Genomic DNA, 17,700 nt, shown 5'->3' with positions numbered 1-17,700 from the left:
GCTACCAGGGCAGTACCGCTGCATCGGTGCGGGGCTCTGTGCCGCCGCACAGCACCCCGGTTTCCGAGTCGCGCAGGATGATCTGCCCACGACCGAAACTCACGGAGTCTGCCTGCTTGACGATGTGGTGACCGCGGCGCGCGAGTGCCTGTGCCAGATGGTCGGGGAAGTGGGGCTCGACCTCGACGGTACGTCCTTTCGTCCACTTCCAGCGTGGCATGTCCAGTGCGGCCTGCGGGTTCAGAGCGTCGTCGAGCATGCCGGTGATTACCTGGACATGGCCCTGGGGCTGCATGAAGCCGCCCATGACCCCGAAAGGGCCCACCGCCTGGCCGTTTCGAGTGATGAAGCCGGGAATGATCGTGTGATAGGTGCGCTTCCCGGGGGCCAGGGCGTTGGCGTGACCCTCATCCAGCTTGAACGACCAGCCGCGGTTCTGAAGGCTGATGCCCGTACCGGGCACCACGATGCCGGAACCGAAGCCTTTGAAGTTGCTCTGGATGAGGGAGACCATGTTGCCCTCGGCATCCGCCGTGGCGAGGTAGACGGTGCCGCCGGTGATGGGGTTGCCGTGGACCGGGTCCAGTGCCTTTTCGCCGATCATGGCGGCACGTCCCTTGAGATATTGTGTGTCCAGCATCTGCTCGACACTCGGCCGCATGTCATCACGGTCGGTGATGTGGTGCAGGCCGTCCACATAGGCCAGTTTGGTGGCTTCGATACGCCGATGGAGTGTCTCGACCGGGTCGCGCCCCTCTTCGCCAAGCTGTTCCAGCATCCCCAGTGCCTGAAGAGCGATGAGGCCGCAGCCGTTGGGGGGAATCTCCCATATCTCGTGATCGCGGTAGCGGGTGCCGATCGGTTCAACCCACTCCGGTGTGAAGGCAGCGAGATCCTCTCGACGCAGCAGTCCGCCGTGTTCGCGGAAGAAGGCATCGATACTGTCGGCCAGCTCGCCGTCATAGAATGAGCGGGCACGGGTGTCGGCGATCAGTCGCAGGCTGTGCGCATGATCAGGGGAGGACCACATCTCGCCGGGGCGTGGAGCATGCCCTCTAGGCGCGAAGGTCTCGAACCAGGGCTGGAAGGTATTGTCATCATGGCGGCTATAGCTTTCGAAGGCCTCCTCCCACAGCTGACTGACCAAGGGTGAAACCGGAAAGCCTTCTTCTGCCAGGGTGATGGCGGGCGCCAGCAGGTCGGCGAAGGGCAGTCGACCGAAGCGTTCCGACAGCGTGGCCCAGGCGGCAGGGGCGCCCGGAACGGTCACGGGAATGAGGCCGTGCTCGGGCACCGCCTCGTGACCCAGTGCCTTGACGGCCTCGATGGTGGCAGCCTGGGGCGCGGGGCCACTGGCGTTCAGGCCATGCAGCTCGCCATTCATCCAGACGATGGCGAAAGCGTCGCTGCCCAGCCCATTCGAGGTTGGCTCCACCACGGTGAGCGCCGCTGCGGTGGCGATGGCGGCGTCCACGGCATTGCCCCCCTGGCGCAGCATCTGCATGCCTGCCTCGGCGCCCAGGGCCTGTGAGGTGGCGACCATGCCGCGGCGTCCAAACGTCGTCATGCGACGGGAGGGGCTGGGGTAATAACGCGCATCGAATTGCATACGGGGTTCCTCTGTGGATGTCAGGCGTTGCGGGACTTGGCCCCATCGTCCTGATGGCGTTGAATCTTGCGGTTCTGGTAGAGCGAGAAGATGACGGAGGCAATGGCCATGGACAGGAAGAGGGCCGAGAGCGGCCGCGTCAGGAAGGTCAGCCAGCTGCTGTCGAGTTCCAGGGCGCGGAACAGCTGACGCTCCAGATTTTCACCCAGCACCACACCGAGAATCAGCGGGGTCAGGGGCACCGAGGCCTTCCAGAGCAGGTAGCCGAGGATGCCGAAGGCGAACAGTACCCAGACGTCGAACAGGTTGTTGTTGAGGGCATAGGAGCCGATGGCGCAGAGCATCAGCACGACCGGTACCAGGACCTGTTGCGGGATCAGCGAGATCTTGGCGAACCAGCGCACCAGTAGCAGCTGACACACCACCATGACCACCGCGCCGATCAGCAGGCTGGCATAGATGGCTCCCACCAGCACCGGATTCTGCTCGAACATCAGCGGCCCTGGCGTGATGCCGTGCAGGATGAGCACGCCCATCATGATGGCCATGGGCAGGTCGCCCGGAATGCCCAGCGCCAGGGTTGGCACGAAGGCTCCGCCCGCCACGGCGCTGTTGGAGGCTTCGGAGGCCACGATGCCGTCCGGTATGCCGGTTCCGAAGCGCTCGGGGTGGCGCGAGAACTTCTTTGCCTGGTCGTAGCTGACGAAGTTGGCCACGGTGCCACCGGTACCCGGCAGTGCGCCGATCAGGCTGCCGATCAGCGACGAGCGAAGCGTGTTGAGCTTCTGGCTGGCCATGTCTCGCAGGATGAGGCTATAGGGTATGGCGACATTGGTATTGGCGCCCTTGGCGGATTGCGGGTCGTCACGCAACTTCTCCAGGTTCCCCATCAGTTGAGAGAAGGCAAAGATGCCGATCATCACCGGCAGCATCTCGAAACCGGCGCCAAGGGCATCGAAACCGAAGTCGAAACGCAGGTTGCTGTTGCGGTCATAGCCTACGGTGGTGATCAGCAGGCCAAGGGCGGCGGCCAGCAGGCCCTTGAGCAGGGCACCATGCGAGAGACCGGCGACCAGCGTCAGGGCAAAGAGGATCAATGCCGTGATCTCCCAGGGGCGGAAGTTCATGCTGAAACTGGCCAGCAGGGGACCGAAATAGACCAGCACGGCCACGCTGATCAGGGTACCGATGAAAGAGGCGGCCACGCCGATGCCAAGTGCGCGCCCGGGTTCCCCGCGCTGGGCCATGGGGTAACCATCGTAGACGGTGGTGATGGAGGAGGGTGTGCCGGGGATGCCCAACATCACGCCGGACACAATGCCGCCCGAGTACCCCCCGACGAACACACCGACCATCAGCGACACGCCACTCACAGGATCCATGGCAAAGGTGAAGGGAAACACCACCAGGATTGCCATGGTCACAGTGAAGCCGGGTATGCTGCCGCCGATGATGCCGAACAGCACGCCTATCAGGATCAGCAACAGCACCGAGGGAGTGCCAACCTGAACAAGCGCTTGTAGGAAGAAGTCAGCCATGGGTCACTCCGTCGTCAGGGTAGCCAGACGTTGAGGCCGAAACGGAAGATCACGTAGACCAGCGGGGCGAGAGTGCACGAGACCGCCAGGTTGATGATCCACTTGCGACGCGTATCGATGCCCAGCAGCAGGGCCAGTGACGTCACCAGAAAGGTCAGCGTGGCGGGCAGGTAGCCGATCAGTGGCAGCAGCAGAGCATAGAGGGCGAACAGGCCGAACAGGGATAGCACGGTGCTGTTGTGCTTGATCCATGACGTCAGGGACCGACGCGGCCGGTCCGGTCGGGTCTTGCGGTCAGCGGATGGCACCCAGAAGGTGCGAAGCAACAGCAGGAGTGACAAGGCGCCGATGATCCCCAGCAGGATCTGCGGGAAAAGTGCTGAGCCATAGGGCTGCCAGCTGGTTGGTGGCGAAATGTCGCGCGTCTCCACCAGCAGGATGCCGCTCATGACCAGCATGGAAAGCGCCAGGGCGCGATCCTTGGTCAGGGTCAACATGGTCTACTCTCCGAGCCGCCCCCGGCAAGGTGGTTTGCCGGGGGCCAGCCACGTCTCAGTTTTGGAAGTCGATGTTGGCGGCAGCGGCGGAGAGTGCGGCCTCGTTCTCCTTGAGGAAGGCCTGGTACTCTTCACCCGGCAAGTAGCGCACCACGGAGCCGAAGTCGTTCTCGATTCGGCTGCGAATCTCCTCATCTTCCACCGCCTTGCCATAGGCGTCTGCCAGCGTATCGAGGATCTCCTGCGGTGTGCCTTTGGGGGCGAACAGGCCACGACTGGTGGAGTGGTCCATTTCGATCCCTTGCTCGCGCAGCGTCGCGATATCGGGGAGGCTGTCCAGCCGTTCAGGGTGCGCCACGCCCAGCGGGGTAAAGGTACCGTCCTCGAAGAAGGCCCCTGCGGAAGGCAGGTTGAACATCGCGAAGTGGATCTCTTCAGCGAGCAGGGCGGATACCTGTTGGCCGGTATCGGGATAGCCGACCAGGCGTACGTCAGCCATGTCGATGCCTGCGGCATCGAAGAACTGCACCCAGAAGAAGTGGTCCGTGGAGCTCGGAATCATGCCGAAGCGAACTTCACCCGGGTTCTCGCTGACGTAGTCGGCGATCTCCTCGGCACTCTTGACGGGGTGGTTGGCATGGGCAACCGGCAGGTTAATGGTCTGGGTCAGCAGGGTAATGGGCTCGAAGGCATCGTAGGAGTAGTCAACGGTGCCGGCCAGCTTGGAGAGTGCAATAGTGTCATGACTGCCCAGCAAGGTGTAGCCATCGGGATTGGCATCCTTGACGTTGCGTGAACCGAGCGTCGCCCCGGCACCGGCCATGTTCACTGGCACGACCGATTCGCCCAGATGCTCTTCGGCCTCCTTCGAGATCAGTCGGAAGATGATGTCGGTGGCGCCGCCTGGGCCGTAGGGGATGATCAGGCGGATGTCCTTCTCGGGATACTCGGCCTGAGCATTGCCGGCGATGGCCAGGCCAAGAACGGCAATGATGGGAGTCAGCTTGTTGCGCATCATGGTGTAGCACCTCGGATATGTTGGATTTCTTCGTGAAGTTCGGGCGATCCCGAACCGGTGTGAGCGCGCGTTCCGTGTCGGTTATTGTTATGGAGCCTTCAACCGAGAAAGAGCCCTCCATAGGCCAGGGCGGCCATCACGATGAAGGCGGGGTGGATTCGCAGCCGCAGCAGCGCCAGGGCCGCCAGTGAACCGATCAGCAGGGTGTGGAAGAGTCCCGACGTTTCCAAACCTTCACTGAAGAAGCTCCAGGTCAGCCATGCCATCATCATGGCGATGACCGGGCGTACCCACTGGCTCATACGCTTGACGCGTGGCGAGTCACGGTAGCGATAGAGAAGGCCCAGAGCGCCCAGCATCAACAGCAGGGAAGGCACCACCGTGGCCAGCCCTGCTACCAGAGCGCCACTTGCGCCGGCGACGTCAAAGCCGATCTGGCCGGCCATCTTGGTGGCGATGGGACTCGGCAGAGTGTTGCCCAGGGCCAGGGTCTCGGCGAATTCCTGGGACGTCATCCACCCGTAACGGCCGACGACCTCCGCCTCGATCAACGGAATGATCGCCGGGCCTCCGCCGTAACCGATGATGTTGGGTATGAAGAAGGCGAGAAACAGTTCCCAGTGAATCATTCGCCGGCCTCTGTCGGTCGCGGCACTGGTGCAACCATCGCCGTCGCCAGCAGGGCAACGATGACCCAGCCAGGGTGCAGGCCAAGCAGATAGATAAGCACTCCGGCGCTGGCGCTCATGACAAGGCTTGTCCAGGGGCCCAGGGCAACGCGAGACTTGTTCCAGAAATCCAGCGTCAGCTGAGCCATCATGACCATGACCACGGGCACGACGGCATGGCCCATGCCGCGGATCCAGGCGACGTCGCGATAGCGGCTGAACAGGCCCAGCAACAGGATCATGGCAAGCATCATGGGGACGATGACGGCGGCGACGGCGATGACGCAGCCGGCGATACCGCCGACGCGATAGCCGATGTAGCCCGGCATCTTGGTGGCGATGGGGCCGGGAAGTGTGTTGGCGATGGCGAGCACGTCGGCGAAGGCATCGTCATCGAGCCAGCGATGACGGGTGACGACCTCTTCTCGGACCAGGGGAATCATGGCCGGACCACCGCCGAAGCCGAGCAGGCCGATGCGGGTGAAGGCCCAGAAGATCTTGCTCAGCGGGGCGGGAGACCGGGCACTCATGAACATGCCTCTGCCTGGTCGATCCCAGCATCGGTAATAGAATAGGTCATGGAATAGGTGATGGAGTTTTTGTGGATCATTGTTTTTTGATTATAAAATCGATTATTCGGTCTAGAATATAGTTTGCACCAGAAGCCAGCGTCAACCTTCAATCTCTGGGGGCCACAGGGAGGCAGTATGGGAATCTTCGAACGCAAGGGTGGGGTGACGGCGTCCAGCTGGATCTACGACACCCTGAGACAGGATCTGGTCAATGGGCGATTCACCGCTGGCGAGAAGCTGGCGATCAGCGCACTGAAGGAGCGCTATGGGGTCGGTTTGAGCCCGTTGCGTGAGGCCCTCAATCGCCTGGCGGCCTACGGTCTCCTCATACAGGAGAACCAGCGCGGTTTCCGCGTGCCGCGCCTGGCGCGTGAAGAGCTAGGTGATATCGCCGATATGCGGCGCGAGCTGGAGGGGATGGCACTGGAGCGGGCCATACAGCGAGGTGACGCCGAATGGGAGTCGGAACTGCTGGCGGCGGCACATCGCTTGAAACGCGCCGACGAGTCGCCGGAGATGGAGGAGGAATGGGAGCGGTTGCACCTGAGGTTCCATCGCACCCTCGTCGCCCCCTGCGGTTCCACGTGGCTGCTGCGTTTCATAGAACAGCTGCACGACCAGTTTGATCGCTATCGGCGATTGGCTCCCGGGAATCCGGAGGTCAGGCGCCTGCTGGATGCCCAGCATGGTGAGCTAGTGGAGTTGGCTCTGGCCAGAAACGTCCAGGGGGCAAGGGAGCTGATGGATGACCATATCAAGCGATCCTACGAAGTGGCCCTGGGCAGCTTCGCCCCGTGACGCGTCGGATGCGAACCCGGCGTTGCGGATGATGATCCGTCATCGAGTCTAGCGACACTCTCGGTGCGACAGGATCCCAAGGGCCTACGATACCGTCGTAGGCCTTTTTTCGTTCGGGTGTCCCTAATCTGGCCTTGATAAGAAATCTATCTGCAGGCCATGCTCTTGATAATCACTTTTATTGATGGTGTCCTGATCAGGAACGGTCATGAGCCTACTCCGAGGTGCTCGTCAGTGAGCAGGCTAGGACTCATGCGCGACCAGGACCAGCGCTTGGCCTTTTTCGGTTCGCTGGCCCTTGTCGGCCTTCGGCCTGGCCCGTGGGTGCTGCACCGCGGCATCGCGAGCGTTGGCAAGTTGCCACTATCCTTCTCCAGGGGGCTTATGCAACCTGATTCAGGACGCCTGCCCTAGATGAATGGCTTTCGACAATAGTGACAACATCCGAGCCGGGGTACCGGCAATGCATTCGAGTAGCAGGGAGTATCGATTTTGAATGATGCAACAATGGGCCTCCATGGCACCGTGAGCGAGCTTCGCGCGCGTATCCGCGCCAACTATGCGGCCAATGAGGCAGACGTGCTGCGAGGGCTTGTCGAGAGAATCAGCCTGTCGGAGGAGGGTCGGCAGAAGGTGGCTGCGGTCGGCGCCAAGTACGTGGATCGTGTGCGCAAGGAAACGTCGCCCAGCATGATGGAGTCGTTCCTGGCCGAATACGGCCTCTCCACCGCCGAGGGCGTAGGCCTTATGTGTCTGGCAGAAGCCCTGCTGCGCGTGCCCGATGCGGAGACGATCGACGACCTCATCCACGACAAGATCGAGCCGTCCGATTGGGGTTCCCACCTCGGCAAGTCCTCGTCGTCGATGGTCAACGCCTCGACCTGGGCGCTGCTGCTGACAGGAAAGGTACTGGATGACGACCCCAAGGGGCCGGTGCGCGCCCTGCGCGGCCTGGTGCGCCGCATGGGCGAGCCGGTGGTGCGTACCGCGGTCGGCCAGTCGATGAAGATCCTCGGACGCCAGTTCGTCCTCGGCCAGACCATCGAGGAGGGCATGAAGAATGCCCGAGAGCTCGAGAAGAAGGGCTACACCTATTCCTACGACATGCTCGGCGAGGCCGCGCGGACCGATGAAGATGCGGTGCGCTATCACGAGGCCTATGCCAAGGCAATCGCCTCTATCGCCAAGCAGGCCAAGGGCGACGTTCGTGGAAGCCCGGGCATCTCGGTGAAGCTGTCGGCGCTGCATCCGCGTTACGAATACACCCACCGCGAAACGGTGATGTCCGAGCTCCTGCCGCGCGCCAGGGAGCTGGTCAAGCAGGCGGCCAAGGCCAACATCGGTTTTAACATCGACGCCGAGGAGCAGGACCGCCTGGATCTGTCGCTCGACGTGATCGAGGAACTGATGTCCGATCCCAGCCTCGACGGTTGGGACGGATTCGGGATCGTGGTGCAGGCCTACGGACGTCGCGCCGCACCGACGATCGAGGCCCTCCACGAGATGGCCGAACGGTACAATCGCAAGATCATGGTGCGACTGGTGAAGGGCGCCTACTGGGACACCGAGATCAAGCTGGCCCAGGAGATGGGCGTCGAGACCTTCCCGGTGTTCACCCGCAAGGTCAACACCGACGTCAGCTACATGGCTTGCGCCCAGATGCTGCTCGACCGGCGCGACCGCATCTACCCGCAGTTCGCCACCCACAACGCCCATACCTGTGCTGCCATTGTCGCCATGGCCGGCGACGACAAGGACAGCTACGAGTTCCAGCGCCTGCATGGCATGGGCGAGTCGCTGCACCACATCGTCAAGCAGACCGAGGGCTCGCATTGCCGGATCTATGCCCCGGTCGGCGCGCACCGTGACCTGCTGGCCTACCTGGTACGCCGCCTGCTCGAGAACGGTGCGAACTCCTCCTTCGTGAACCAGGTGGTGGACGACTCGATTCCCGCCAGTGAGGTCTCGAAGGATCCGGTGGCCGAGATGCAGAGCCTGGACGTCATTTCCAGCCCGTCGATCCGCCAGCCCGGCGAACTCTTCGCCCCCGAGCGCAAGAACTCCCGCGGCTTCCGGATAAACGAGCCGGCCTCGATCGAGCCGCTGATCGCGGCGCGCCAGAAGTTCGCTGATACTACCTGGACGGCCGGGCCGATGCTCGCCGGCAGCCCGGCACCGCAAGGCCCGGCGCGCGATGCCCTGTCGCCTGCCGACACTTCCCGCGTGGTGGGCAAGGTGCATGAGGCGACCCCGGCCGAGGTGACGGCCGCCCTCGACGCCGCCGAGGATGGATTCCGCGACTGGTCGGCGCGTCCTGCGGCCGAGCGAGCCGAGGTGCTGCGCCGGACCGCCGACCTCTACGAGGAACACATCGCCGAGCTGACCGTGATTACCACACGCGAGGCCGGGAAGATGATGTTCGATGGCATCGCCGAGGTGCGCGAGGCAGTGGATTTCCTGCGCTACTATGCCAACGAGTGCGAGCGTCTCGAGGCGGAGGATCCCGGCAGTGCGCGCGGCATCTTCGTCTGCATCAGCCCATGGAACTTCCCGCTGGCCATCTTCACCGGGCAGATCGCGGCGGCGCTGGCGGCGGGCAACGCCGTGCTCGCCAAGCCCGCCGAGCAGACGCCCATGATCGCCGCCCGTGGCGTCGAGCTGATGCGCGAGGCAGGCCTGCCGGAGGCGGCGCTGCAACTGCTGCCCGGTGACGGGCCGACGGTGGGCGGACCGCTGACCAGCGATCCGCGCATCGCCGGCGTCTGCTTCACCGGTTCGACCGAGGTGGCGCAGATCATCAACAAGGCCCTGTCGCAGAATGCCGGCCCGGATGCGGTACTGATCGCCGAGACCGGCGGGCTCAACGCCATGATCGTGGACTCGAGCGCGCTGACCGAACAGGCGGTGCGCGACATCCTGATCTCGTCCTTCCAGTCGGCCGGCCAGCGCTGCTCGGCGCTGCGTATGCTCTACGTCCAGGAAGAGGCCCGAGAGCGGCTGCTGACGATGCTCGACGGCGCAATGGATGCGCTGGTCATCGGCGACCCGTGGAACACCGACACCGACGTCTCGCCGGTGATCGATGCCGAGGCCAAGTCCGACATCGGTGCCTATGTGGCAGCGCAGGAAAAGGCCGGCAAGGTGCTGAAGAAGCTGCCCGCGCCGGATGTCGGGACCTTCGTCACCCCGGCCGTGGTCGAAGTCGGAGGCATCGAGGACCTCGAGCGCGAGATCTTCGGTCCGGTCCTGCACGTGGCCACCTTCAAGGCGCGCGACATCGACAAGGTGGTGGATTCGATCAACGACCGGGGCTACGGGCTGACCTTCGGCCTGCATACCCGGATCGACGACCGTGTCCAGCAGATCGTCGAGCGCATCCACGTCGGTAACGTCTACGTCAACCGCAACCAGATCGGCGCCATCGTCGGCTCCCAGCCCTTCGGCGGCGAGGGGCTTTCGGGCACCGGACCCAAGGCCGGTGGGCCGCTCTATGTCACCCGCTTCCGTCGGACCGCCAAGGCTGAGAGTCACGAGGCCCCCCAGGGCAAGTCCGTGACCCTCAAGGAACTGCAGTCGGCCATCGACGGCCTGGATTCGCGCAACTGGGCGGCACGGCCCGATCGGGTCGAAGTGCTTCGCAAGGCGATGAGCGGCAAGGGCGGCGTGGTGCGTAAGGCACTCGCCGAGGCCGCGGCCCTGGACATGACCCCTCAGACGCTGCCGGGACCGACGGGCGAGAGCAACCGGCTGGCGATGTATCCGAAGGGCCCGGTGCTCTGCCTCGGACCGACGCTGGATATCGCCATTGCCCAGGCGGTCCAGGCCCTCGGGGCCGGCTGCCCGGCGGTGCTCGTGGCGCCCGGCGCGACCCAGGCCGTGCAGCAGATGCGGGGTGCCGGGGCCCCGGTCGCCGCGCTGGACGGCAGCATCGAGGCCGATGCGCTGACCGAGGTCAAGGGTATCGCGGCTGTGGCGGCCGCCGGTGCCAGCGACTGGACCCGCGACCTGCGCATCGCGCTCGCCAAGCGCGACGGAGCCATCGTACCGCTCGAGACCCAGACCATCTCGCCGGAACGCTACGCGGTGGAGCGTCATCTCTGCATCGACACCACCGCCGCGGGTGGCAACGCCAGCCTGCTGGCGACGGCCGAGTAGGTCCGCACGCCCGGTCGAGCGGCGCCGAACCGCCGCCCGACCGGGCACCGCCGGATCCACGACCGGCGACCCACCACGGAAAGGGCTCACGACATTGTCGTGAGCCCTTTTTTTTCATGCTTCTGGCCTTACTGACTTGGCCTGCCCTCACCGTCAGGCCTCGTCCCGGTAGGTGAGGTTGGTTTCCCAGCTCTTCGTGCTTTCCTCGATCGCGCGCCTTACCCCCTCGGCATCACCCGCCCGTAAGGCGGCATAGATCGCCTTGTGATCTTTGAGGGCGGTTTCCGGGAGTGTCTGCATCGACGTCTCGAGGGCCGCCTCGATAAGTTCGAGTAGCGTCCGGCCGACCCGGATAGTCATGGGGTTGTGGGTGGCATGCAGGATGGCGCGATGGAAGCTGACATCGTGACGCGATGTCTGCTCGCCGTTGGCGATCGCCTTAGCCATGTCGTCGATGGCCTGCTGAATGCGCTGATGGTCCTCATCGGTGGCGTTGGCCATCGCCTGAAGGGTATAGGCGGGCTCGAACATGGCCCGGAACTCGAGCACGTCGCGTGTCATGCCGCGGGCCAGGATCATGCCGAAGGCCATGGGATCGACCAGGGGATCCCCCGGCTCGCGCCGGATGACCGTGCCATGACCTCGCCGGACCTCTACGATACCGATCGCCTGGAGCATCTTGATGGCTTCGCGAACGCTCGATTTGCCGATGCCCAGGCTCTGGGTCAGTTCTGTCTCGGATGGCAGGTAGTCGCCTGGCTTGAGGTCACCGCGAATCAGCGCGGACTTGATCCGCTCCAGTATCTGAAAGGCAATAGAGCTGCGTTCGATGGAGCCGCCGAGTTCCTGCTGCTCCGGCGATGTGGCCGCATGGGACAAGGTGTTCATGTGTCGGTCTCTTGCTGTCGTTGAGTCACGAGAGCAGGGGTCGCTGGCGTGCTGAGCCCGGTCGTTTGTGGCGAGAGATCACTCTACGCAAGGTGGAGCGTGACAAACGGCGCTTGCATCTCGACATGAGCTGAGTCTAGCATGACCCAGGACGTCAGACGTCAGATGTCTCATCAGTAGGCAATCTCAGGGACGAGAAGATCGTCGAGATGGCCTGCATGGAAGAAGTCCATCTGGGCGTAAAAACAACAGATTCGGTGCTATGCCATGACCAGACAGCGCGTCATCGTGCTCACTACAGGTGGCACGATTGCCAGCAAACCCGGCTGCAACGGACGCAATGTCTCCGGGGCCATGTCCGGCGAGTCGCTGCTGGAGCGTGTGGCCGTGCCACAGACTCCCGACCTCGAAGTCGAGGTTCGCTCGATACTGCAAAAACCCAGTAATGCCATTAGCCTGGATGACCTGGTCACGCTCTGTCGCCAATGTCAGGCCCTGGAGCAGGAGCCGGACGTGATCGGCATCGTCATCACGCATGGCACCGATACACTGGAAGAGACCGCCCATTTCCTCGACATCACGCTCTCGCTCGACGCCTGCGCCCTGGTCATGACCGGCTCGCAACGTGCCCCGCACGAGGAGGGCACCGACGCCTTTCGCAATCTTGCCAATGCCATCACCGTTGCCGCTGACCCCCGAGCAAGAGGCATTGGCGTGACGGTCGTCTTCAATGAGTCGATTTTCGCCGCACGTAGTGTCCGCAAGCTCAATAGTTATCGGGTGAACGGCTTCGGTGCCCCGGATGTTGGGGCGTTGGGTTACGTGGATGGCCAACGGGTCCACCTCGCTCAACTCCCGCGGCGGTCCGCGCCGCTGTCCATTGGCGATAGCCTGCCGCGTATCGATATTCTCGCAAGCTATCTGGACGCCAGCCCGCAACTCATCGAGGCCGCGGTGGCCAGCGGCGCGCAGGCGCTGGTTGTGGAGGGCCTTGGCCGCGGGCATGTCCCGCCGACATGGTTGGAGACCATCGGTGAGACTACGCGTGGGGGGATTCCAGTTGCCGTGGTGACCGGCTGCCATGAAGGACCGGTCAACACTCGCTACGAGTTCCCCGGGAGTCTGGCAAGTCTCCAGGCCCATGGGGCCATCCCTGTTCGCGACTTAAGTGCGCGAAAGGCGCGTCTGACCCTGGCTATCTTGCTTTCCTCAGTTAGCCCGGAGGACGTGGCGGCCCGCTTCGAACAAACGATGTCTTGATTCTGTTAAGTCGGGTGTTCCGATTTGACAGGTACTTAACGCCAAGCCAGCGCTTGGCACCACCACCACCACAAATAGGTGCAAATAATGAACAATAAGTTGACCAAGGTTTCACTGGCAGCCGCCATCGCGGCAGCCTCCTTCGGGATCGGCCAGGCCCAGGCGGCGGATTACAACTTCACCTTCGCCCATGTGCTGATCGAGGAAACGCCCAACGGACAGGCCGCACTGCGCTTCAAGGAAGAGGTCGAGGAGAAGTCCGACGGTCGCATCAGCATCGAGGTGCTGCCCGCGGCCCAGGTGGGCGGCGATGTCGAGATCATCGAGCAGATCCAGATGGGCCTGGTCGACATCGGTATTCCGCCGACGGCGACCCTGGGTAACTTCGAGCCTCGCATGCAGATTCTCGACCTTCCCTTCCTGCTGCCGGACTACGACACCATGGTCAAGGTGCTGGATGGCGATGTGGGGCGCGAGATCCTGGATACCCTTGACGACGACAACATGTATGGCGTGAATTTCTGGGGTGCCGGCTTCCGCCACATCACCAACAACATCCGTCCGGTCGAGACCCCTGAGGACCTCGCCGAGGTGCGCATGCGCACCATGCAGGCTCCGATCATCATCTCGACCTATGAGAACCTGGGCGCCAACGCCACCGCGATGGCCTTTACCGAGGTCTACAACGGCCTGCAGCAGGGTGTCGTCGAGGGGCAGGAGAATCCGCTGGCCAACATCTACACCATGCGCTTCTACGAAGTTCAGGACTATCTGTCCCTGACCAACCATGCCTACCATGCCTATGCCGCAGTCATTAACCAGAATTCCTGGGATTCTCTACCGGAGGATCTGCAGCAGGTTATGGTCGAGGCGTTTGACAATGGTCGCGACGCATCACGCGAGCTGACGCTGCAGGATGAGGGACGAATTCTCGAGGAGATCGAGAGCGAGATCGCGATCAATGAGATCACCGACGAGGCCAGGGCCGCGTTCATCGAGGCCAGCATGCCGGTGCATGACGAGTACACGGAGATCGTGACGCCGGAGCTCCTGCACAAGGTCTACGACGAAGTCGGCATCGAGTACTGAGCCATGCTCGAAGCGCTCAATAATCTCATTGATCGCTTGGAAAAGGTGGCGATGGTCGCTTTCATGTCGATTGCGACCATCATCACCACCTTCCAGGTCGTTTATCGCTACGGCTTCAACAGCTCACTCTCCTGGGCGGAAGAGGTCGTGATCTATTCCATTGTCTGTATGAGCTTCGTCGGTGCCAGCATGGGCGTCCGTCAGGGGGCCCACATCTCGGTGGACGTGCTGAATGCCTTCGCGCCACCAGCCGTCAATCGCTGGTTGCACATCCTCACCGCGGTGCTCGGCATCGTCTTCGCCATGATGCTGGCCTACCTCGGCTTTCAGCTTTTCTCACTCACTCTTGAGCGGGGCATGTTGTCCCCGGCGATGCGCATGCCCATGGCCTGGGTATACCTGCCGATCGGTCTCTCTGGGGTATTGCTGATCATTCGTTACTGCTGGTTGATTCGTGAGGTCTGGCGTAAGCCCCCCGTCAGCATGACGGAAGAGCTCGCTGCCGAGAAAGAAAACCTGGTGTGATGGGCTCATGCCACGCTACGTGACAACCACGAGGATTCCCCATGATTACGGCCTTGTTGCCCATCTTCTTCGCGGTGCTGCTGCTGGGGTTGCCGATCTTTGCGGCGCTGGCCTTTTCCGTGATGCTGGCCATCCAGTTCTTTGGCAGTACCGACCCGATCATCGTGCCGATGCGCATGTTCTCGGGCATGAACAACTTCTCGCTGATGGCGATTCCCTTCTTCATCCTTGCCGCCGAGCTGATGCGCATCGGGGGCCTGTCGGATCGCCTCATCGATCTCGCCAAGGCGCTCGTCGGCTGGGTGCCCGGTGGGCTGGCGGCGGCGACGGTGCTGTCCTGCCTCTTCTTCGGCTCCATCTCGGGGTCGAGCCCGGCCACGGTGGTGGCCATCGGCAGTATCATGTTTCCCGCCCTGGTGGCGGCCGGTTATGACAAGCGCTTCGCTATCGGGGTGATCGCCACGGCCGGCACCCTGGGGCCCATCGTCCCACCCAGTATCGCGCTGATCATCTATGGGTCGGTCACCGGCACCTCGGTGGGGCGTCTTTTCGCCGCCGGCCTGCTGCCTGCCATCCTGATTGCCTCGATCCTCATCGCATACTGCATCGTGTATGCGTCCTTCAAGGGCTATGGCCGCAGTGCCTTCCCGTCGCTGCGAGAGATCGGTTCGGCCTTCAAGGCGGCGGCCTGGGGCCTGGGCTTGCCGGTCATCCTGCTCGGCGGGATCTACAGCGGGGTGTTTACCCCCACCGAGTCCGCCGCCGTGGCCTGCATGTATGGCCTGTTCGTGGGGATGTTGGTCTATCGGAAAATCGACCTGAAGAACCTGCTGTCGACGCTGAACAGCGCGGGACTGATGTCGGCGACCCTTCTGCTGATCACCGCGGGCGCATCTGCCTTCTCCTGGTTGCTGGCCATCACCGGGGCACCGACACAACTGGCGGGTGAGGTGCTCTCCTGGACCGAAGACCCCATTCAGGTCATGGCGCTGTTCAATGTAGTCATGATCGTCGCCGGCTTCTTCCTCGACAGTGCCTCGGCCATCATCGTGCTGGCGCCGCTGCTGCAGCCCATTGCCGCTCAGGTCGGTGTGGACCCGACCCATTTTGGCGTCATCACGCTGATCAACTTCTCCGTCGGCATGATTACCCCACCGGTGGGCCTCAACCTTTTCGTGGCCATGGCTATCTCCAAAATGACATTGCCCGAAGTATTCAAGGCATGTCTGCCCTTGATCGGCCTGATGCTGTTGTCTCTGGTGATCATTACCTATGTCCCCTGGTTCAGCACCGTTCTGCCTGACCTGATCTATCGCTGAGGGGGCGTCATGACACAGATAGTGCATCTTCATGAAGCGTTGGATGGGCAGCGCCTCTGGGACGATGTCCAGTCGCTGGCGGCCATCGGTGCTCTCGAGCCGAAGGGGATTCGCCGACTGGCCCTGGATGACGAGGACAATCGTGCCCGACTGTGGCTCGCCGAGCAGGGTAGGTCGCTCGGCTGTCAGGTCTATTTCGATGCCCTGGGCAATCTCTTTCTGCGTCGCGAGGGGCAGGATGCCTCCCTGGCCCCGCTGTTGATCGGTAGCCACATGGACAGTCAGCCCCAGGCCGGTGCGCATGATGGGGCCCTGGGCGTTCTGGCTGGCCTGGCCGTCCTCAGGACCTTGCAGGAGCAGGGCATCGAGCACCGTCGCCCGCTGGAGGTTGTCGCCTGGACGAACGAGGAGGGCGCGCGCTTTGCACCAGGTGCCTCAGGTTCCTCCTGGTACGTTGGGCAGCGGGAATATGAGGATATCGTGTCCGCCTTGGACGGCGAGGGCGTGCGCTTCGGAGATGCCCTCCAGGCGTGCCTGACCCTGCTTAAGGACACAGGGCTCGAGTACCGTCCGGCCCCCTTTGTACCGCACGCTTTTCTCGAGCTTCACATCGAGCAAGGGCCGGTACTGGAGCAGTTGGGCAAACCGGTGGGGGTCGTCAGCGGAATCCAGGGAGTCAACTGGTATCGCATCCAGGTCGAAGGCGTGGCCAACCATGCCGGCACCACCCCGCTACAGGCGCGTCGGGACGCCTTCGATGGTGCGCATGAATTGGTGTCTGCGCTCAAGGAGGCGACACGAGAACAGGACGATGACGACCTGCGCTTCACCATCGGCAAGTTTTCCCTGTGGCCCGATGCCGTCAACACCATCGCGCAGCAGGCCACCTTCACCATCGACATGCGCCATCCACGACAGGCCGTGCTGGATGATCTCGATGCCCAGTTCCATGAGCTGGCACGAAACCAGTGGAGCGGCTGTGATGTCACCCTCGAGGTGACCTCCCGGGTGGCGCCGGTGGCATTTCCCGAGACTCTGTTGGCCGTGCTTCGCGAGAGTGCCGACAGTGTCTGTAAAGAGGCGCCTGAACTGGTCTCGGGTGCCTTCCATGATGCCATCCATCTGGCGCATGTCTGTCCGACGGCCATGTTCTTCACACCCTGCCGAGCAGGTATCAGCCATCACCCCGACGAGCATATCGAGCGCCAGGATGCCGACATCGCAGTGCGAGCCCTGGCGCACGCCGCGGAGACACTACTGATAACAAGGAATAACGCCCATGACTCAGACCATTGACGCGGCCGTCGCCGCCCAGGGTCTCACCCTCCCCGCCATCCCGCGCCCCCGTGGCGCCTTCCTGCCCTGGTCACGGCTGGGCAGCCAGCTGTTCCTGGCGGGCCAGATCTGTGAGCGAGATGGCGAGGTCCTCTATCCGGGTCAGGTGGGCGCCGAGTTCGATCTGGCGACCGGCAAGCTGGCCGCCCAGGCCTGTGCGCTCAATCTTCTCGCCTCCCTCAGTGATGCCGTGGCAGGCGACATGAGCCGTGTCGTGCGCTGTGTGCGCATGAACGGGTTCGTCAACGTGGCGCCCGGCTTCCACGACGTGCCGCTGGTGATCAATGGTGCATCGGAGCTCTTCATTGCCCTGTTCGGAGAGAAGGGACGCCATGCCCGCACGGCGATCGGTGTCGCCACGCTGCCCGGAAACGCCGCCGTCGAAGTCGAAGCGATCTTCGAGATTCGCGACTGATACTAGGAGTCACG

General features: G+C 63.0%; 15 protein-coding genes. 8 read left to right on the top strand and 7 right to left on the bottom strand.

Annotated features, from left to right (window positions below):
- Position 1: 1 nt before the first annotated feature.
- From ABE960_RS09730 to ABE960_RS09705, 6 genes are all read right to left on the bottom strand, one after another.
- Positions 2 to 1,609 carry a gamma-glutamyltransferase family protein gene (locus ABE960_RS09730; RefSeq protein WP_349762069.1) on the bottom strand — a complete coding sequence of 536 codons (1,608 nt, stop codon included), beginning with the start codon at positions 1,607 to 1,609 and terminating at the stop codon, positions 2 to 4.
- Positions 1,610 to 1,629: 20 nt separating this feature from the next.
- A complete protein-coding gene (locus ABE960_RS09725; protein ID WP_349762068.1) occupies positions 1,630 to 3,147 on the bottom strand; it encodes a tripartite tricarboxylate transporter permease in 1,518 nt (505 codons plus the stop codon).
- Between the two features lie 14 nt (positions 3,148 to 3,161).
- Entirely contained in the window at positions 3,162 to 3,644 is a 483-nt protein-coding gene (locus tag ABE960_RS09720; RefSeq protein ID WP_349762067.1) for a tripartite tricarboxylate transporter TctB family protein, read from the bottom strand.
- A gap of 55 nt (positions 3,645 to 3,699) precedes the next feature.
- The gene (locus ABE960_RS09715; protein ID WP_349762066.1) at positions 3,700 to 4,662 is read right to left on the bottom strand and encodes a Bug family tripartite tricarboxylate transporter substrate binding protein; all 963 of its coding nucleotides are present in this window, start codon (positions 4,660 to 4,662) and stop codon (positions 3,700 to 3,702) included.
- Positions 4,663 to 4,760: 98 nt separating this feature from the next.
- The gene (locus tag ABE960_RS09710) at positions 4,761 to 5,291 is read right to left on the bottom strand and encodes a chromate transporter (protein WP_349762065.1); all 531 of its coding nucleotides are present in this window, start codon (positions 5,289 to 5,291) and stop codon (positions 4,761 to 4,763) included.
- Complete coding sequence (locus ABE960_RS09705) at positions 5,288 to 5,860, bottom strand: chromate transporter (protein WP_349762064.1); 573 nt, start codon at positions 5,858 to 5,860, stop codon at positions 5,288 to 5,290. Before ABE960_RS09705 ends, ABE960_RS09710 begins: the two co-directional genes overlap by 4 nt.
- Before the next feature lie 177 nt (positions 5,861 to 6,037).
- Here ABE960_RS09705 and ABE960_RS09700 point away from each other — a divergent pair, with 177 nt between their 5' ends.
- Entirely contained in the window at positions 6,038 to 6,700 is a 663-nt protein-coding gene (locus ABE960_RS09700) for a GntR family transcriptional regulator (protein WP_349762063.1), read from the top strand.
- A 507-nt stretch (positions 6,701 to 7,207) separates the two neighbouring features.
- Positions 7,208 to 10,855 (top strand): bifunctional proline dehydrogenase/L-glutamate gamma-semialdehyde dehydrogenase PutA, encoded by a 3,648-nt coding sequence (putA, locus tag ABE960_RS09695; RefSeq protein WP_349762350.1) that lies wholly within the window; start codon positions 7,208 to 7,210, stop codon positions 10,853 to 10,855.
- A 153-nt stretch (positions 10,856 to 11,008) separates the two neighbouring features.
- Here the strand turns inward: putA and ABE960_RS09690 are convergent, their stop codons facing one another.
- Positions 11,009 to 11,743, bottom strand: coding sequence for a FadR/GntR family transcriptional regulator (locus ABE960_RS09690; protein WP_349762062.1), 735 nt, complete (start codon positions 11,741 to 11,743; stop codon positions 11,009 to 11,011).
- 267 nt (positions 11,744 to 12,010) lie between these two features.
- Between ABE960_RS09690 and ABE960_RS09685 the strand changes: the two genes are divergently transcribed.
- The 6 genes from ABE960_RS09685 (at position 12,011) to ABE960_RS09660 (ending at position 17,686) form a co-directional block, all read left to right on the top strand.
- Complete coding sequence (locus ABE960_RS09685) at positions 12,011 to 13,003, top strand: asparaginase (RefSeq protein WP_349762061.1); 993 nt, start codon at positions 12,011 to 12,013, stop codon at positions 13,001 to 13,003.
- An 87-nt stretch (positions 13,004 to 13,090) separates the two neighbouring features.
- A complete protein-coding gene (locus tag ABE960_RS09680; RefSeq protein WP_349762060.1) occupies positions 13,091 to 14,092 on the top strand; it encodes a TRAP transporter substrate-binding protein in 1,002 nt (333 codons plus the stop codon).
- A 3-nt stretch (positions 14,093 to 14,095) separates the two neighbouring features.
- Positions 14,096 to 14,617: a TRAP transporter small permease gene (locus ABE960_RS09675; protein ID WP_349762059.1), complete on the top strand. Its 522-nt coding sequence runs from the start codon at positions 14,096 to 14,098 to the stop codon at positions 14,615 to 14,617.
- A gap of 41 nt (positions 14,618 to 14,658) precedes the next feature.
- Positions 14,659 to 15,936, top strand: a complete 1,278-nt coding sequence (locus ABE960_RS09670; RefSeq protein WP_349762058.1) for a TRAP transporter large permease — start codon at positions 14,659 to 14,661, stop codon at positions 15,934 to 15,936.
- Positions 15,937 to 15,945: 9 nt separating this feature from the next.
- Positions 15,946 to 17,232 (top strand): M20 family metallo-hydrolase, encoded by a 1,287-nt coding sequence (locus ABE960_RS09665; protein ID WP_349762057.1) that lies wholly within the window; start codon positions 15,946 to 15,948, stop codon positions 17,230 to 17,232.
- The gene (locus ABE960_RS09660; RefSeq protein ID WP_349762056.1) at positions 17,216 to 17,686 is read left to right on the top strand and encodes a RidA family protein; all 471 of its coding nucleotides are present in this window, start codon (positions 17,216 to 17,218) and stop codon (positions 17,684 to 17,686) included. The genes ABE960_RS09665 and ABE960_RS09660 overlap by 17 nt, the downstream gene beginning before the upstream one ends.
- Positions 17,687 to 17,700 lie beyond the last annotated feature (14 nt).

The organism is Halomonas aquatica (assembly GCF_040196335.1).
Lineage (GTDB): Bacteria > Pseudomonadota > Gammaproteobacteria > Pseudomonadales > Halomonadaceae > Halomonas > Halomonas aquatica.
The sequence above is the reverse complement of the archived record's forward strand: the minus strand, read 5'-3'. Positions and strand labels throughout refer to the sequence as shown.

Bases quoted from the DNA above. Each gene is read 5' to 3' on its own strand.
- ABE960_RS09730 (WP_349762069.1), bottom strand. From the start codon at position 1,609: ATGCAATTCGATGCGCGTTATTACCCCAGCCCCTCCCGTCGCATGACG.
- ABE960_RS09725 (WP_349762068.1), bottom strand. From the start codon at position 3,147: ATGGCTGACTTCTTCCTACAAGCGCTTGTTCAGGTTGGCACTCCCTCG.
- ABE960_RS09720 (WP_349762067.1), bottom strand. From the start codon at position 3,644: ATGTTGACCCTGACCAAGGATCGCGCCCTGGCGCTTTCCATGCTGGTC.
- ABE960_RS09715 (WP_349762066.1), bottom strand. From the start codon at position 4,662: ATGATGCGCAACAAGCTGACTCCCATCATTGCCGTTCTTGGCCTGGCC.
- ABE960_RS09710 (WP_349762065.1), bottom strand. From the start codon at position 5,291: ATGATTCACTGGGAACTGTTTCTCGCCTTCTTCATACCCAACATCATC.
- ABE960_RS09705 (WP_349762064.1), bottom strand. From the start codon at position 5,860: ATGAGTGCCCGGTCTCCCGCCCCGCTGAGCAAGATCTTCTGGGCCTTC.
- ABE960_RS09700 (WP_349762063.1), top strand. From the start codon at position 6,038: ATGGGAATCTTCGAACGCAAGGGTGGGGTGACGGCGTCCAGCTGGATC.
- putA (WP_349762350.1), top strand. From the start codon at position 7,208: ATGGGCCTCCATGGCACCGTGAGCGAGCTTCGCGCGCGTATCCGCGCC.
- ABE960_RS09690 (WP_349762062.1), bottom strand. From the start codon at position 11,743: ATGAACACCTTGTCCCATGCGGCCACATCGCCGGAGCAGCAGGAACTC.
- ABE960_RS09685 (WP_349762061.1), top strand. From the start codon at position 12,011: ATGACCAGACAGCGCGTCATCGTGCTCACTACAGGTGGCACGATTGCC.
- ABE960_RS09680 (WP_349762060.1), top strand. From the start codon at position 13,091: ATGAACAATAAGTTGACCAAGGTTTCACTGGCAGCCGCCATCGCGGCA.
- ABE960_RS09675 (WP_349762059.1), top strand. From the start codon at position 14,096: ATGCTCGAAGCGCTCAATAATCTCATTGATCGCTTGGAAAAGGTGGCG.
- ABE960_RS09670 (WP_349762058.1), top strand. From the start codon at position 14,659: ATGATTACGGCCTTGTTGCCCATCTTCTTCGCGGTGCTGCTGCTGGGG.
- ABE960_RS09665 (WP_349762057.1), top strand. From the start codon at position 15,946: ATGACACAGATAGTGCATCTTCATGAAGCGTTGGATGGGCAGCGCCTC.
- ABE960_RS09660 (WP_349762056.1), top strand. From the start codon at position 17,216: ATGACTCAGACCATTGACGCGGCCGTCGCCGCCCAGGGTCTCACCCTC.